This window comes from Laspinema sp. D2d (assembly GCF_025370755.1).
In the GTDB taxonomy this organism is placed as follows: Bacteria; Cyanobacteriota; Cyanobacteriia; order Cyanobacteriales; family Laspinemataceae; genus Laspinema.
The window spans coordinates 32,429-47,995 of the sequence record NZ_JAMXFC010000029.1; the positions used below are offsets into that span (position 1 = coordinate 32,429).

At 48.4% G+C, this 15,567-nt stretch carries 16 protein-coding genes; 10 read left to right on the top strand and 6 right to left on the bottom strand.

Translation table 11 applies throughout. The features are described from left to right. Positions 1-27: 27 nt before the first annotated feature. A complete protein-coding gene (locus NG796_RS18405) occupies positions 28-2,823 on the top strand; it encodes a beta strand repeat-containing protein (RefSeq protein ID WP_261208344.1) in 2,796 nt (931 codons plus the stop codon). A 298-nt stretch (positions 2,824-3,121) separates the two neighbouring features. Here NG796_RS18405 and psbN read toward each other — a convergent pair whose 3' ends face one another. Then, a complete protein-coding gene (psbN, locus tag NG796_RS18410; protein WP_261208345.1) occupies positions 3,122-3,262 on the bottom strand; it encodes a photosystem II reaction center protein PsbN in 141 nt (46 codons plus the stop codon). 82 nt (positions 3,263-3,344) lie between these two features. Here psbN and psbH point away from each other — a divergent pair, with 82 nt between their 5' ends. The 4 genes from psbH to NG796_RS18430 all read left to right on the top strand — a co-directional run bounded on the left by psbH (position 3,345) and on the right by NG796_RS18430 (position 5,117). Continuing rightward, entirely contained in the window at positions 3,345-3,548 is a 204-nt protein-coding gene (gene psbH, locus NG796_RS18415) for a photosystem II reaction center phosphoprotein PsbH (RefSeq protein ID WP_015150870.1), read from the top strand. Positions 3,549-3,655: 107 nt separating this feature from the next. Beyond that, the gene (locus tag NG796_RS18420) at positions 3,656-3,925 is read left to right on the top strand and encodes a TatA/E family twin arginine-targeting protein translocase (protein WP_254565304.1); all 270 of its coding nucleotides are present in this window, start codon (positions 3,656-3,658) and stop codon (positions 3,923-3,925) included. A 296-nt stretch (positions 3,926-4,221) separates the two neighbouring features. Further along, positions 4,222-4,857, top strand: coding sequence for an aminoacyl-tRNA hydrolase (gene pth / locus NG796_RS18425; RefSeq protein WP_261208346.1), 636 nt, complete (start codon positions 4,222-4,224; stop codon positions 4,855-4,857). Then, a complete protein-coding gene (locus tag NG796_RS18430) occupies positions 4,854-5,117 on the top strand; it encodes a DUF3146 family protein (protein WP_015150867.1) in 264 nt (87 codons plus the stop codon). Before pth ends, NG796_RS18430 begins: the two co-directional genes overlap by 4 nt. Positions 5,118-5,410: 293 nt before the next feature. Here the strand turns inward: NG796_RS18430 and NG796_RS18435 are convergent, their stop codons facing one another. Together NG796_RS18435 and NG796_RS18440 are read right to left on the bottom strand one after the other, a co-directional pair. Continuing rightward, a complete protein-coding gene (locus tag NG796_RS18435; protein WP_261208347.1) occupies positions 5,411-6,583 on the bottom strand; it encodes a sodium-dependent bicarbonate transport family permease in 1,173 nt (390 codons plus the stop codon). A gap of 101 nt (positions 6,584-6,684) precedes the next feature. Next, positions 6,685-6,879, bottom strand: coding sequence for a hypothetical protein (locus tag NG796_RS18440; RefSeq protein WP_261208348.1), 195 nt, complete (start codon positions 6,877-6,879; stop codon positions 6,685-6,687). A 727-nt stretch (positions 6,880-7,606) separates the two neighbouring features. Between NG796_RS18440 and NG796_RS18445 the strand changes: the two genes are divergently transcribed. Together NG796_RS18445 and NG796_RS18450 are read left to right on the top strand one after the other, a co-directional pair. Then, positions 7,607-7,924, top strand: coding sequence for a P-II family nitrogen regulator (locus tag NG796_RS18445; protein ID WP_261208349.1), 318 nt, complete (start codon positions 7,607-7,609; stop codon positions 7,922-7,924). Between the two features lie 382 nt (positions 7,925-8,306). Further along, positions 8,307-8,552, top strand: a complete 246-nt coding sequence (locus NG796_RS18450; RefSeq protein WP_261208351.1) for a hypothetical protein — start codon at positions 8,307-8,309, stop codon at positions 8,550-8,552. A 536-nt stretch (positions 8,553-9,088) separates the two neighbouring features. On the opposite strand, the gene NG796_RS18455 is transcribed toward NG796_RS18450, so the two are convergent. The 3 genes from NG796_RS18455 to ntcA all read right to left on the bottom strand — a co-directional run bounded on the left by NG796_RS18455 (position 9,089) and on the right by ntcA (position 12,476). Further along, positions 9,089-9,511: a pre-16S rRNA-processing nuclease YqgF gene (locus tag NG796_RS18455; RefSeq protein WP_261208352.1), complete on the bottom strand. Its 423-nt coding sequence runs from the start codon at positions 9,509-9,511 to the stop codon at positions 9,089-9,091. Positions 9,512-9,636: 125 nt separating this feature from the next. Next, positions 9,637-11,394 carry a DUF3084 domain-containing protein gene (locus NG796_RS18460; RefSeq protein ID WP_261208353.1) on the bottom strand — a complete coding sequence of 586 codons (1,758 nt, stop codon included), beginning with the start codon at positions 11,392-11,394 and terminating at the stop codon, positions 9,637-9,639. 410 nt (positions 11,395-11,804) lie between these two features. Beyond that, positions 11,805-12,476 (bottom strand): global nitrogen regulator NtcA, encoded by a 672-nt coding sequence (ntcA, locus tag NG796_RS18465; protein WP_261201896.1) that lies wholly within the window; start codon positions 12,474-12,476, stop codon positions 11,805-11,807. 484 nt (positions 12,477-12,960) lie between these two features. Here ntcA and fabI point away from each other — a divergent pair, with 484 nt between their 5' ends. The 3 genes from fabI (at position 12,961) to NG796_RS18480 (ending at position 15,424) form a co-directional block, all read left to right on the top strand. Beyond that, positions 12,961-13,737 carry an enoyl-ACP reductase FabI gene (gene fabI, locus NG796_RS18470; protein ID WP_261208354.1) on the top strand — a complete coding sequence of 259 codons (777 nt, stop codon included), beginning with the start codon at positions 12,961-12,963 and terminating at the stop codon, positions 13,735-13,737. A gap of 390 nt (positions 13,738-14,127) precedes the next feature. Next, positions 14,128-14,709, top strand: a complete 582-nt coding sequence (gene hisB, locus NG796_RS18475; protein ID WP_411268819.1) for an imidazoleglycerol-phosphate dehydratase HisB — start codon at positions 14,128-14,130, stop codon at positions 14,707-14,709. Between the two features lie 226 nt (positions 14,710-14,935). Further along, positions 14,936-15,424 carry a bL12 family ribosomal protein gene (locus tag NG796_RS18480; protein ID WP_261208356.1) on the top strand — a complete coding sequence of 163 codons (489 nt, stop codon included), beginning with the start codon at positions 14,936-14,938 and terminating at the stop codon, positions 15,422-15,424. Positions 15,425-15,567 lie beyond the last annotated feature (143 nt).

A 15,567-nucleotide genomic window follows, 5' to 3' on the forward strand; every position in this document is an offset into this window, starting at 1 on the left:
CCAGGGGACCCTGAATCCGGGGTTTAATTGTCGCAATCATCGAAGCGATCGGCCAATTCTTTTCTCCTGGGAGGGCGTAATTTGGGGAAACATTATGGAGAAAATTTAATGCCTATTCATCCCGACTTTAACCGAAAGAGTATAAACAAACCTAGAAAGAGTTATCCTCAATTTAGTAATTTTATTATTGGATATTTATTAAAATTAGGGGTAGGAATTTTTTGGGGGATTGCTTCTCCCGTACAAGCCCAAATTATCCCCGATGCTACCTTACCTATTAATACCACCGTGATCCACCAGGGAATGACGAATATTATTAAGGGGGGAACTCAAGTTGAAAGTAATTTATTTCATAGCTTCCAAGAATTTTCCCTGCCGACTAATACTCAAGTCAATTTTGACAATGCGCTAGAGGTTGAAAATATCTTTAGTCGGATTACAGGTTCTTCTATTTCTAATATAGATGGGTTGATTCAGGTGAAGGGGGTTGCAAATTTATTTTTCCTGAATCCAAATGGGATTGTATTTGGACCCAATGCTCAATTAAATATGGGGGGTTCTTTTCTCGCTTCTACCGCCGATCGCCTTAATTTTGCTGATGGAACCTCTTTCAGTACCTTACCCACCGAGACTGTACCGTTACTAACTGTGAGCCTACCTGTGGGTTTACAAATGGGTCCAAATCCTGGGAAAATCATTGTACAGGGACCGGGAAATAATCTGACCTTAACTGAGCCAGTTCGGGGGTCTCTCGTGACAGAAAATAGACCAACCGGCTTACAAGTTTCCAATAAAACCTTAGCATTAATTGCGGGTGAAATTGAGCTAATTGGAGGAAATTTAACGGCCGTTGGGGGACAGATTGAACTGGGAAGTGTGGGGGCTAATAGTCGAGTTATGTTGACGGTTACAAGCCCTTTCTGGGGGTTTGGATATTCAAATGTGGGGAATTTTAGAGATATTAAGTTAACTGGGGCCTCGTTAGATACCAGTGGTGAAGGGGGTGGTCCGATCGCATTGCAAGGGCGATCGCTTTTTGTGCAGGAAGGGTCAGCTTTGATTTCCTTAACCTTGGGAATTCAACCTGGGCAAGATATTCGATTATTGGCTTCTGAACAAGTAGAATTCAGCGGTGCTAATTTATTTGAGCTTCCCAGTGTGGCGATCGCAGAAGTCTTTCCAGGCGCTACGGGAAAAGGGGGTAATTTAATAGTAGAGGCGGCCCAATTTTTTACCTTTAATGGAGCCTTAATTTCTTCTTCTACTCGGGGTCAAGGTAACGGAGGGAATTTAGCGATTCGGGCAACTGACTCGATTAAATTGAGTGGATTAGACCCCTCGGGAGGGTTCGGTGGATTATTTGCTGAAGTTCGTTCCAATGCCACTGGAAATGCGGGAATTGTAACGATAGAAACGGGTCAATTAACCCTATTAGATGGAGCCATTATCTCAGCTACAACCTTTGGCAAAGGTTATGCAGGAATTTTGAACATTCGGGCTACAGAGTCGGTGAGTATGAGTGGGGTAGATGGGGAGGGATATGGGGCCTTTATCCAGACGGGTTCAGGTTCTCTTGATGTAGAAACCGAACCCTCAACCGAGTTGAATGAATCGGTGGTTTCCTCTGAGATGGAAGTTCAAAATACCATTGACACTCAGGGTACAGTTACGCCAAATCAGGAAATTTTGGCTAATTCCGGTGCAATCACGATTAATACCAGTCGGTTAACCGTATCCGATGGTGGAGTCATTACTTCTTCTACCGATGCCCGAGGTAATGCCGGTACTCTGACAGTTCGCGCTAGTGAATCCGTAACTTTGAGGGGGTCGGATCGGTTGGGTAACCGGAGTAAATTGGAGACATTTGTTAATTCTGATGTCACGGGTAATGCTGGAAGTCTGACGGTAGAAACAGGAGAATTGTTACTTTTAAATGGTGCTAGTATTTCCTCGGAAACCATTGGCAATGGAGATGCGGGAGATGTGACGATTACTGCGGAACAAGTCTCTCTTTTTGATGGATCTCAAATCCGAGTTAGCGCTAAAGGTGCTTTTTCTCCAGGGATTTTGACGGTGAGGGCTAGTGAGATTTTGCTGGATAACCAAGCGAGTTTGCTCGGTGAAACTGAATCCGGTAGCCAAGGTAATATTACACTCGTGGCAAATTCAACTGTTTTGCGCCATAACAGCGAGATTACAACGAACGCCACAGGGAGCGCCACAGGGGGGAATATTTTCTTGGATACGGCTATTCTGGGGGCTTTTGAAAATAGTGACATCAGCGCTAATTCTGAGCAATCCCAAGGAGGTATTGTCACGATTCAAGCTGAGGGAATTTTTGGAACCGAATTTAGAGTTGAATCTAGTGATTTGACGAGTGATATTACGGCGACGGGTGCTGATTCTTCACTCATTGGAACAGTTAGAATTAATACCCCGGAAGTTGACCCGACTTCTGGATTGGTTGAGTTAGCGGTTAATTTAGCAGATCAGTCCCAACAAATTGATTCTAGCTGTCGTTCAGGACAACAACAAAGTGAATTTATTATAACAGGAAGGGGTGGTCTTCCTCCTAATCCGATGGAAGCAATGAGTGATGAAGCTCTTTTGATGGATTTAGGACCCCAAAGGTTAGAGGGATTACCGGAGAAAGATAGCGGAATTCCCTCGGTGTCTACGGAACAATTGGTAGAAGCAGAAGGATGGATGATGAATTCTCAAGGACAAATGGAACTCGTGGCGAGAACCTCTGGGGATACAGTCAGAAATTCAATGGGTTTAGCAAAACAGCCCTGTGTTCTCCCTTCACCGATTCAGATGTGAAGAATAATCATGGAAGATAGGGCTTTTACTTTTTCTGTTTAGCCGGTCTAAATGAAGGGAAAACGGGTTAAGGGAGTAGGAACAAGATGCTCTAACGGATTAACTTTATGGTCAGAATGATTTAGACGGGCTTATATCAGTTGATTTTGAGGGGTGGAAATCTGAGGAAGCGATCGCCTCTCTTGATTTGACTGCGGTTGCTCTCTCGTAGCCGAACTCGCTGGTTTGACTCATCGATGAAAAAACGGAGAGGGTGAATTGATGGGGGTCCAGCGCCAGGGGACGCTGGATCCGGAGGTTAATCGTCGTGATCGTCGAAGGGATCAGCCAATTCCTTAGAAGGGGGGCCAAAGGAGGTGTAGATAGAAAAAACAGCGATCGCCACGAGGATCGCCCCAATCCCGATGCTAAGAACTGTTGCCGGTTCGAGATTTTCCATATTTTGCGTAAAATTATGAGACCGATTCCTATAGAATATTACAAAACATTAATTTTCGCCGTCCAGAATGACGAGGTGACGCATGGCACAGCAAACAAAATTGGGAAATCTACTCAGACCGTTAAATGCAGAATATGGTAAAGTCTCCCCGGGTTGGGGTACTACGCCGCTGATGGGCGTTTTCATGCTGCTATTTTTCTTGTTCTTAGTGATTATCCTGCAAATCTATAACTCTTCGTTGCTCCTCAATGGAGTCGATGTGGATTGGACCACCCTCGGGCGGTAACTTACGGCGATCGCCCCTAGAGCAGGGATCCTCGGTATCCCTGCTTTCCCGGTTTGACCGGGATTTTTTTTTCTATACTAATAACCAGTGCTCTGTTGGAGGTCTGCGTGAATATCTTTGGCATGGGTTTGCCCGAAATCATGGTGATTCTGACGATCGCCCTTCTCATTTTTGGACCTAAAAAGTTACCGGAAATCGGTCGCAGTCTGGGAAAAGCGATTCGCGGATTCCAGGATGCCAGTCGAGAATTTGAAAGCGAAATCAAGCGCGAGGCTCAACAAATTGAGGCATCCCAACCCGCTAAACCCGCTGAGTCTCAGAAAGTCGCCAGTTCCGTCTCCCCCGAAGAAGCTATCCCGTCCTCTGAACAAGGCTAGTCGGCAAATACCCTCACCCGTCAACGGTGGGGCTATAGGGACAAAGCCAGCGGGCGCGGGCTAAGAGTGGGCAAATACTTGTCCCTTGTCATGCTCCATTGCTAATTCTAAAATTATCCCACGAAGGAAGGGGGCGAATTCAGCCCAAGCCCCTCCCTTGGCGGGATTCCTCATTTCATGCCTTGATCGGTTCTTTGTCTAAATGCTATGCCAGTTTAGGTGAGGTGGCATGAAGAAACCTGCAAAACCCCCTACAATCTAAACGCGAAACCTTAATCCCTGACTTCAACACTGCCATGACAGCAAGCGAGACATCCGTTCCTCTGGTGATTCCTCAACTGATCGTCGGGTTGGGCAATCCAGAAGCTAAATACCACGAAACCCGCCATAATATCGGGTTCGCTGCCGTCGATATGCTCGCCCGGTCCTGGCAAATTTCTCTGGCAGAAAACCGGCGCTTTCAGGGTCTATTTGGCGAGGGTCGAGGGCCAAAAGGGAATAAAATTTACCTACTCAAGCCCCTAACCTATATGAATCGATCTGGGCAAGCCATTCGCGCGGTTACCGATTGGTATAAACTGCCTCCCCAATCGGTCCTGACGATTTATGATGATATGGATTTGCCGGTGGGACGGTTGCGGATGCGCCTTTCTGGTTCGGCTGGGGGTCACAATGGCATCAAATCTACGATCGCCCATTTAAGCACCCAGGACTTCCCCCGGTTACGGGTTGGCATTGGTAAACCCGGTGACGGGAAAGCAGAAACCGATACGATTTCTCATGTGTTGGGGAAGTTCACTCCCGATGAGAAACCCGTGGTATCTGAGGTAATGTATCTGGTTCGGGATGCGATCGAACTCAGTCTAAAGGAAGGCTGCGAAAAAGCTATGAGTCTTTACAATAGTCGCAGTGTGGTCGGAACAAAACCGTGAGTAGGAAGCGAGTCCCTAGAACCACTGCCCACGTTCGAGTGCTGAATCAGTCTTGGCAACGGGGGACCCTAGAAGGGGAAGTCAGTGCCGGAGATTTTAGTTGGAGTTTCCGGTGGTGTTTTCGTGTGGGTAAATTGGCGATCGAACCGTCCCAGGGACGCGCTTTAATTCAAGAACCCTTGGGACGATTTTTAGAAAAATGCGATTATCAACTCGAACCCGGTGGAGACTATTCCTTCACGATTAGAGCCCAGCTTTAATCTCCAAAGGGCTACTCATTTTAGGGTTAATTTATAACCTCCATTCCGGAGGTAAAATTAGGAGAGTATGGAATATTTTAAAACTATGACCGACATAGCATCTACCATTATTATAAAGGCTCAGTCTTGAGCCATAAATTCCATATATATAGCGAGTCTTGCAGGAAATTAACACCTCACCCCCAAATGATTTAGACGCGCTATATCGCGCTATATAAGGTTAAAAGCTGCACATAGCCGCTGGGTTGGTCGCCAGAGCAGGGGAGCACCGGCAGACCACGACCCGTCTGGAATCAGCCGCCCATCAGCGCATGGGCGATCGCAATGTAGAACGGTATTCCCACGCCAATCGCGATCGGCGTGCCGATGGCTGTGGATGCGCCTATGTAGGCGGAGGGATTGGCCGACGGGATACCGGCTCGTAAAGTGGGCGGCCCTGAAATATCTGAACTGGAGGCGGCGATGACCGCCAGGATCACGACACCACCCAGGCTGAATCCCGTGGCATAGTGGGCAATCATGCCGAGACCGAAGGCGATAAGCCCATGTAGCAGCGGTGCCACCACGGCATAGACGACGTACCACTGAGCCACTTTGCGCAGCTCGGCAACCCTTGACCAAGCCTCCATCCCCATGATCAGCATCAGTATCGAAAGCAGGCCGCGAAAGAGGGGGTCGTAGAAGCTTTCATAGACACTTTCCGGTCGGGTTAGGATGCCTAGAGCGAGGCCAAGCAGCAGTGCCGATAGGGCAGAACCCTCAAGGCTTTCCTTCACGATGGGCCATATTTTGACCCGCTCGGGCTGCTTGCTGGGATACCCACTTGCGGTAATGCGCTGCTGGCTGCGATACTCCTGCCTGGTGGTGGGATACTGCGGCTTGCTGCCATAGTCACCTGCGGCAACCGACTGTTTGCTGAGATACTCCTGCTTGCTGAGATACTCCTGCTTGCTGAGTTCATCGCCTGCGGCATCCCGCTTCTTGCTGCTGGTATAAATGCTCGCCACGACGATCGCAGTTACGAGCGCTGGGATGTCCATGAAGGGATACAGTGCGGCGGCCCAGGGTTCGTATTCGATGTTTTGCTCTGCTAGTACCGTCAGGGCAGCGGCCATAGTAGAACCACTCACCGCACCGAACAAGCCCGCAGTCGCAATGGCATCCACGGTTTTAACGTTCGGCAACTTAGCCAACGTGTAGCGCCCGATGAACACGATCAGGATGCCCACTACCACGGCGAACAGCGCGGGCAACAGCATCTCCACCAGATTGCCATTGCGGATTGCAATGCCGCCGCTTAGGCCGACTTTTATCAGCAGCATGAAGATAATGAACTTATAGATCGCATCTGGAATTTCCAGTTTGCTACCGAGGGCGGCGATGATCATACCACCGATCAAAAAGGCGAGTGTCGGGGACTGCAACTGCCCCACGAAGTCCATCAAGAAATAAGACAAAAAATCCATGTTGTAATTCTCCTTAAATTAGATATTAGGGGTTAAGACGGTAGGCAAATGTGGCCTCGAATCCTGGGTAGTTGGCTATACGCATCCGCGTGAGCAGCGAGTCACTCCGCCACTAAGAATGCATCTGTATCTCGGTGCGTCTTGTGCTGGAAGATAAGGTTTCGCTGCGGCGATCGCAGACGAGTCATGGGATAGAAAATTTTTCCATGAATACCTCCTTCCGCTTCCTCTAACGAGGAGTGATGATTGTGATAAGTAAGTTTTAAGTTGAAGAAAGTAGGGATGAATCGCTTCATCTCTACCGCACAGGTGTTACGCGAATACCTGTTGTCGATAGGCTGTTCAGAGGTGGCCGCTCTCTGAACGGGGCCCAAAGGTGTCGCGGTCCCGCAGCACCGCCTATAGATGAAGATCTATTAAGACCCGAATCTCTATGTGCTTAAGTCTATCCTTAAATTTCCATAAATTTGCGATCGTCTTACATGGATCTGCAAAGTAATTTCCAATTCAAATCATAAGGTTTTCTTTTGGTTTCAGGAAATCCCTATATTTGTGGTTAATGTAAATAGCAATCATAGAATTTTCTCTATACATTGCTGTTAGTAAAAAGGACCCTCTATGACTGCACTCCCCTCTAAAGACCTTGAACGAATGGTGTAAAGAGCGGGCAGAGTTGCCACCAGAAGCGGCTCACACTGTTGATTAGCTGCTGTTGCTCACCGGGGCAAAAGACTGTGCGGCTGCTGAGTCCTTGAGCAGCCAGCAAGAAACATTAATCCTAGAACCCTTGGAGTTTCAAGATTTAAGGCCCTTCTCTGCCTTTACCCAGGTCACCTGGTTGTCATAGCGCCAAAAGGATAAGTGTTTTTTATAAAATGCTTCCGCTAATCTGAGTCAATCTTTCTCAATAGAAGGTAGTGGATTCGCCGATCTTTGGCATAAACTTAAAAATATGGTTCAAGGCAAAACCATAGAGTTTTGCCTTGAATTGTCGTAACACAAAGCGTCAAGAGGTAACCCATAATGGCCCAGAAAGCTAGCAAGCTCGTTATCGTCACGGAAAAGGTGCTGCTGAAAAAGGTCGCCAAGATCATCGAGGAAGCCGGTGCTACCGGTTATACGGTGGTGCCCGCTGGCGGTAAAGGCAGTCGCGGCGTGCGATCGTCGGGACAACCCACCGTTAGCGACGCCTTCTCGAATGTAAAGTTCGAGGTACTCACCCCCAATCGGGATATGGCCGTGAAGATTTCGGATGAGGTGGCAGCGCAGTTTTTCGACGATTATTCAGGCATCGCCTATATCTGTGACGTGATGGAGGTATTGCACGCGCACACGTTCTGACTCAAAACCCCCAGCAATTCTCATTTTGGCAAGAAGTTGTTCAAGCACTGGGAATCTCGGTATTGTAATGACATCTGAGACAGGACTTACGCAGATTGTGAGAATACACCTTAAATGTAGAAGATAGCAAGCGAATTGCCTCTACATTTAGGGGTTGATCTTACAGATTGCGTAATTCCTGTAATCTTAACTTAAGGCTATCGTTCAAGGCGAAAGCATAGATGTTTATCTTCTGTGCGGCATCTATGTCAGGTTTGAGCGACCCACTCTCTCTCCTTGAGACACTCTCCATTCACAGGTGAATTTTACAACAGGTGTTTCCGTAGCGGCGGGCACTTCTCCTCGACCGGCACACACATTCGATCAGCATGGAGCGGATATCATGAACAATTTTGACTCAACTAAACTGCGGACCCAATTTAACAACACTAGCGAAGGCTGGCTAGTACAGGTATATAACGGCGATCGCCGCCTGCTTTGCGTGTTCGACTCGTCTCACGCCTGGATTTTTTTGTTGGGCTGTGGGTTGGGTCTCCTACTAGCAGTGGGGTGGTTTAACCTCGCCCGTTACAGTCCATCCCCGACTTATGTGCCACCAACAACTCCCCCCGAAATGTTGATTGATTAGCTCACATAGCTAGAAGAGCAATGCCCACGCCACTCTTCCGATTGGGGCGGCCCCATACCGTCCTCTGGTGAAAACAAGCAGACGCTGGCCGGTTCAACTAGACAGGTCGGATGGAGCAGACCAGTCCCTAGCAGATCCAGCCCGGATAACTTTGACAAATTCATCAGGGCGTTCACCTCAGCCACAGGCTTGTTGTATAGGTCGAGCCAGTGTGCGTTGGTTCAAACCTTCTTGCAGCGGCGAAATATTGGCAACCTGAGTGTTGAATAGCAGCAGATCTTCGAGTTCGCCTAGGTTGGTTAGTGGTCTGGATAGTGAAAAGTTGTGTGAGATAATTAATGAGAGTCCTTCAACTGTCCAAATTGGGAGAATTTCCTCAATTCGCAAGGGAGGGGTGCATAATAGTAACACGGGTTAAGCTTAGAATTTTGAACAGTATGATTTATGGACTGGTTTTATGCCGGTCCATTTTTTTGATGCCCCTAGAGCGATCCACGAGGGGTTATACAGAACTTTTCACTGTGCAGTTTGGAAACCTAGCTATTTTGGGCCAAATATCGCTCAATTAAGAGAATGGCGACGATATCATCGATCGCCCTGGGGGGTTGGCGCATTCCCTGGGGAATCAGCCTAGTCAATCCCCGAGGCGGATACATTTCCCAATAGCGATCGCGGGCTTGTAAGGTGCTGTAGCGTTCATCCACTTGCACAAGGGGTAACGGGATAGACAGGGATTCGGTAATATGTTCTTGCCACTTTTTCGACGTGGTGCGATCGCCAATCACGAGCAGATCCACCCCAAATTCTTGATATAAGGATTCAATCACCGCGATCGCCTCTTCCGCCGGAACCACTTCATGGACCAACAGTTTGCCCCGGCTATTCATCACGGCAATTCCACACTTCAACCGGCCCGGATCAAATCCCAAAATTACTGTGTCTGTTTGAGCGTTACCCATTACATTTTTTCCTTTTCAACTCTCCCGAAAACGGGAAACTAACCTGGCAATTACTTCAGCAATTCTTCCCTACCCTTTATTCAGATTAACCCTTAACCAACCGGGCAAACCCGAACCCAATTTCTTTAATCTGTGCGAAACACTACTTTTCCTTGATGAACTACCGTAAATTCTAAAGTCAGTGGACCCGAGGTATAGGTTTGACCAGCGGAAACCGCTTGAATAATGCCCGGTTCATTATTATTGGGAAGCTGCTTGATAAATTCCATTACCGATGCCAGACGACCATCTCCCACCTGGATAGAATCCGTTAAAATTCCCGATCGCCTTGCTCTAAAATTAGCAGCGGCTAACAATAAATTCAATTGTTCTTTAATCTCATCTTCACTCATTTCCGAAGGCCGGACTGCAGTGGTTGCCACCAGTTCCCCTTCGCCAAAAACTACCTCATTGGGAACCGCATCGGCAAAAACATTTACCTGCCGTTCACCTAACAAATAATTGGCAGCGGAGAGAATTCTGACCACATAATCTTGACCATCATCAATTTGGCCGATGAGTTGCTCTAGTTCCGTCTCTGTAATCGCGATCGCCCATTCATTTCGTTGGGCAGTTCCTGGACGAATCAAGGCGATCGCCGCCAGATTGGCTTCCGTTAACAGTTGTTTGGTTGCTTCGGGAGCAGTTTCTGGGCGCAGGACCCGCAGGACCCCGGTAGCTAACACCTGATTCCGACGAATGGCAACCGTTCCTTCCCGCAACAGTTGAAAATCCCGTTCCAGACTTTGGACTTCCCCTTGGAGAAACGCTTGTTGCGTGCCTAACTGTTTCAATAACGTGCGCTGTTCTGTAATCGCCATTTCCTGCTCAGAAATCTGGCGATCGCGCTCGGCAATTTCCTCCTCCTGAACGGCGATCGCCTGTTCCTGAAGGGCAATCTCCATTTCCTGCCTAGCGATTTCCTGCTCTTGTTTCCCTAACTCCTCTTCCGCCAAGGCGATCGCCTGCTTTTGAGCGGTAATTTCTGCCGCTTGTTGAGCCATTTGCGCCTGTTGCTCGGCAATATCCCCTTCCTGAACGCTAATTTGCTGTTGCTGTTGCGTCAGGAGACGAATTTGCTCATCCAGTTGGCTTTTCTGCTCCGTGAGTAACTGCCTCTGTTGTGCCGCTTCCTGCCGTTGCTGCTCAATTTCTGCCTGTTTGAGGGCCAATTCTCGATCCCGCTGGACAATCGTTGCTCTAACTTGCTCCCCCTGTTCAATCAACTCCCGCCGTTCCAGTTGCAGGGTAGCAATATCATCCCGCAGCTTCTGCGCCTGTTGGGAAACTTCCGCCAACTGACTTTGAGCGCGCTCGAATTTCCCTTCAATCAAACTCAGTTCAGTTTGGGCTTTCTGAAAATCAGTTTGAATGCCGCTAAGTTGAGTCTGAGTTTGATTCAGTTCCCCCTGAGTCTGATTCAGTTGAGCCTGTGTTAGAGCTTGTTTTTGGAGTGCCCCTTGCAATGAGCGATCGATCTCATTTAATTGTTGTTGCGCCACCACCTGCTGTTCTCGGGCTTGGTTGAGTTCGGCTTCCACCTGCTGTTTCTGGGTAATCACGGCTACGAGTTCTTTCTGAGCTTCTCGCAATTCTTTGAGTTTTTCATCCAGTTGAAACACCCCCACTCGCAAGGATTTACTCGTGGCAAATAGGATACTCAAGGTTGAGGCTGCAATCATCAACCCGGTTACAATGGTGACCACCGTAGCGGTTTGTCGGGGGCGCAGACCAAATAGACTTAACCGGGCCTTACCGACTTTAGTACCGAGGCGATCGCCCAGGGTGGCGAGCAAACCCCCCAAAACTAAGACAGCCAGTATCAGGACGTATGCGCTCGTCATCACTTATTTAACTCCGTCCAGATCTAGCCAAGACAAAAACTTTCGCAGCTAAAACACTTTGGGAAGACGTCCAGCAAAGCTCCGCTCTTTTGCACTATAACAGATCCAATTGCCGATCCTGATAGCAGTATTCTCCCCGTTTTTCACGGAATCCCTGCATGGACTCTACCTCTCACACCGCATTCCCTGAGCCTCGTGTCCAGATTCTACAGCGATCGCCCGTTCTGTCCGTCCCAGTCCCTTCATGACTTGGGTTTTGGCAAAAACATACTTCCACGAGACTGTACCCTCGAACAGTCCCCCCAGGGCAGAAAATCAACGGAAGACTGACTAATTCTCACCCCGATCCCCGATCCCCTGATTTTCTCTGCCCTATTCTGTTAAGGTTGACCGTTGTTTTATTGAGCCGATCAAGTAAATTGCTGACTCAATGCTACGGGATTATGAACGGTGATTTTCTTTTTATGAATGGAGATCATTTGTTCACAACGCAGATCCCCCAACAACCGGGTGACGGTGACCCGAGTTGAGCCAATTGCTTCGGCGATCGCCTGATGGGACAACTTTAAATCAATCGTAATCCCCTCGGAAGTCGGTACTCCAAAATCCCGACATAGAATAAGTAGAAAACTCACCAACCGCGATCCCATATCCCGATGTGCCAAAGTTTCAATCATCATTTCTGTCTGTAAAATCCGCGAAGATAAGCCCCGCAACATCAACATAGACAGTTCGGGATCTTCCTTCAGCGCCTTTTCCACCTGGTCGATCGGGACCGAAAGCAATTCGACAGGGGTAAAGGCTACGGCATGATAAAAGCGGTCCGAACGATGTCCCGTAATCAGGGAGAGTACCCCAAAGACACTATTTTCCCGCAGCAGGGCCACGGTAATTTCCTCTCCCGCTTCATAGACGCGGGATAGCTTAACGGCACCTTTGAGTAAAAAATAAACTCGTTCAGCGGGATCCCCAGGGAAAAAGATGGTCTTTCCTCGTTCGTAATTTTCCACCACTGGGGGAAACGATCCACTTCCCATCTGACGGAATACTGCGGCTAGTGGTCTATCTTGGGTCATTACCATATCCGTTCCTTCTAATTGTCATGTCGTATCTTCTTTTTTGATAACTTGCTAACGGTTTATTGTCATTACCGACCGGCTCTTGTTAGAGTTCTCTGACTTTTGTACTTTACATTACTTAAACGGACGATTCGCGGTTTTTTTGTGCTTGGGGATACAGAATTGCGACCAGTTGGCTGATCCCTGGATAAAAATATTTCCATCGCCAATTTCCGTCGAGGGGTCACCTCCAAACCCACGCCACCCAGAAGGGCGATCGGCCAATAGCCCCGTTCCAGAGTCCCCCGTTGTGATTCAATCAAATTGGGGAACAGACCCAACGCGGTAGACGCGATCGCGTCCAACCTCGGGTCTGATGGCGGCAACCGTAGCCCGTCAACCGCCATCAGGGGCGACTGCTCTTTCGGGGACAGCCCTGTGATCCCGCCAGCCTCACCCTGGGGCCAAACCCTTGTTCCTGAGTAATTTTTACTAGAATAAACCCTCCATGCTAGATTTAACAGGAAAAAACGCCTTAGTCACCGGAATTGCTAACAACCGTTCCATCGCTTGGGGTATCGCCCAACAACTCCACAAAGCTGGGGCCAATCTCGGCATTACCTATCTCCCGGATGAAAAGGGCCGTCAAGAAAAAAAAGTCAAGGAATTAGTTGAACCCCTTAATCCCAGTTTGTTTGTCCCCTGCAACGTCCAGGATGACGCCCAAATTCAAGCCACCTTCGACACCATTCGCGAAACCTGGGATAAAATTGACATCCTGATCCACTGCCTCGCCTTTGCGGGTAAAGAGGAACTCTCCGGAGACTTCAGCAACACCTCCCGCGAAGGCTTTACCCGCGCCTTGGATATTAGTTCCTACTCCTTGGTTTCCCTCGCGGCTGCCGCCAAACCCCTAATGACCGAAGGCGGCAGCATCGTCACCCTCACCTACCTCGGTGGCGTCCGTGTTATCCCTAACTACAACGTCATGGGAATTGCCAAAGCTGCCTTAGAAATGAATGTCCGTTACCTCGCCGCTGAAATGGGACCCCAAAATGTCCGCGTCAATGGCATCTCTGCCGGTCCCATCCGGACCCTCGCCTCTTCTGCCGTCGGTGGCATCCTGGACATGATCCACCATGTGGAAGAAATGGCCCCCCTCCGCCGGACTGTCACCCAAACGGAAGTGGGCAATACTGCCGCATTCCTCTGTAGTGACTTATCCAGCGGCATCACCGGTCAAATTATCTATGTCGATTCCGGCTACTGCATTATGGGAATGTAATCCCTGAAGAATTGAGAATTTAGGTTTCAAACTCGCGCTTCCATTCCCAAAACCCCCCGTAAAAAGGCGGTTCCAAAAGCCCCCCTTCGTAAGGGGGGTTGGGGGGATCTCTTCTTCTCTTCTCCCTAATTCAAGCCTTTGATCTCTTAATTAGACCTCTTGCAAAAATCCGGATTGATCCCCCCAACCCCCCTTTTTAAGGGGGGCTTTAAAGAATTTTGCAAGAAGTCTATTGTTCAAGGTTTCCCCACCGACAAGATAAGATTAAGATTAAGACTATTTTTGCGATCGCCATCAAAGCCAATTATGCCTACAAGTATTACCCCGACTTCTTCCGCCGAGACTCCTACAAAAACTGATTCTCAAAACCATTTAGGTCAACTCCCCCGGATGTCCACCGTCCGACGCACTACTGGGGAAACTGATGTCCATGTGACGATTAATCTTGATGGTCAAGGACACTGTACCGCTGCTACAGGTGTACCCTTTCTCGACCATATGTTACATCAAATTGCTTCTCACGGCTTAATTGACCTGGAGGTAAAAGCCACTGGAGATATAGAAATTGATGACCATCATACCAATGAAGATGTGGGGATTACATTGGGTCAAGCCGTGGGTAAAGCCCTGGGCGATCGCAAAGGTATCGTCCGTTTCGGTCACTTTGTCGCCCCCCTCGATGAAGCCTTAATTCAAGTCGCCCTGGACTTTTCCGGTCGCCCTCACTTAAGCTATGGCTTAGACATTCCTACCCAACGAGTGGGAACGTATGACACCCAATTAGTGAGGGAATTCTTCGTGGCGATCGTCAATCACGCCCAAATGACCTTACACATCCGCCAACTCGACGGCATTAATTCTCATCACATCATCGAAGCCACCTTCAAAGCCTTCGCCCGCAGTCTACGCATGGCAACGGAAATCGACCCCCGTCGCGCCACCACCATCCCCAGTTCTAAAGGCGTTCTTTAACTTCCAATGTTTGCGATAACGACATCAAGTCGTTATCGCATTTTCAATCGATTGCGGTCCAGTTTTCCAGTCAAAGTCCCCCTTTCTAAGGGGGATTTAGGGGGATCGTTAGGAGTTTAGGCGATCGCCAACCGCTCTATCCCCTGTTGCCACTAGCAATGGGGTTTTATACCCCAAATTTTATATAGTGTTCGTTTTTAATCCATTTCATCACCCATCAAAAACAATGGAAACTCTCATCATTTTTATTTTTATTATCTCTAGCATTTTATTCACTTGGATAGCAATCCTGTCCACGGTGAAAAAATCTGAACTTCCCCCTACCCTCAAGACTCATGAAAACCGCCTCAAACAAATTGAACAGCAACTCTGGCACAATCCCACCCCAACCAAGAGCGATCGCCGCCTCGCCCAAATCGAACGAAAACTTGATTTAATCCTCTATCATTTAGATATCGATATCCCCGAACTGGAAGACAGTGCTCTCCTCTCCGTATCCCCAGAATTCTGTAATGTAATTTTACAATTTGTCCCCCCTGAGTCTAAAATTGCTACCCTGAAAACCGTGAGAACCCTTACCGGATTAGGACTCAAAGAAGCCAAAAATTTGATTGAATCAGCCCCGCAAATCGTCCTCCATCAACTTCCCGCCGCAGAAGCCGAATCGGCAAAACTGCAACTGGAACAAAGCGGCGCAAGAGTTACCCTTCAGTAGGTGTCGGTTCCCGGGTTCATGGGGAAGACAAAAAACCAGAGTTTACCGCCCCTTCTTTGTGGCGAATCATTTCCGAGTAATTAGACCTCTTGGGTCTAATTTTAATTAATTTTATCACGATCCCCATAAATTCTTACATTTAT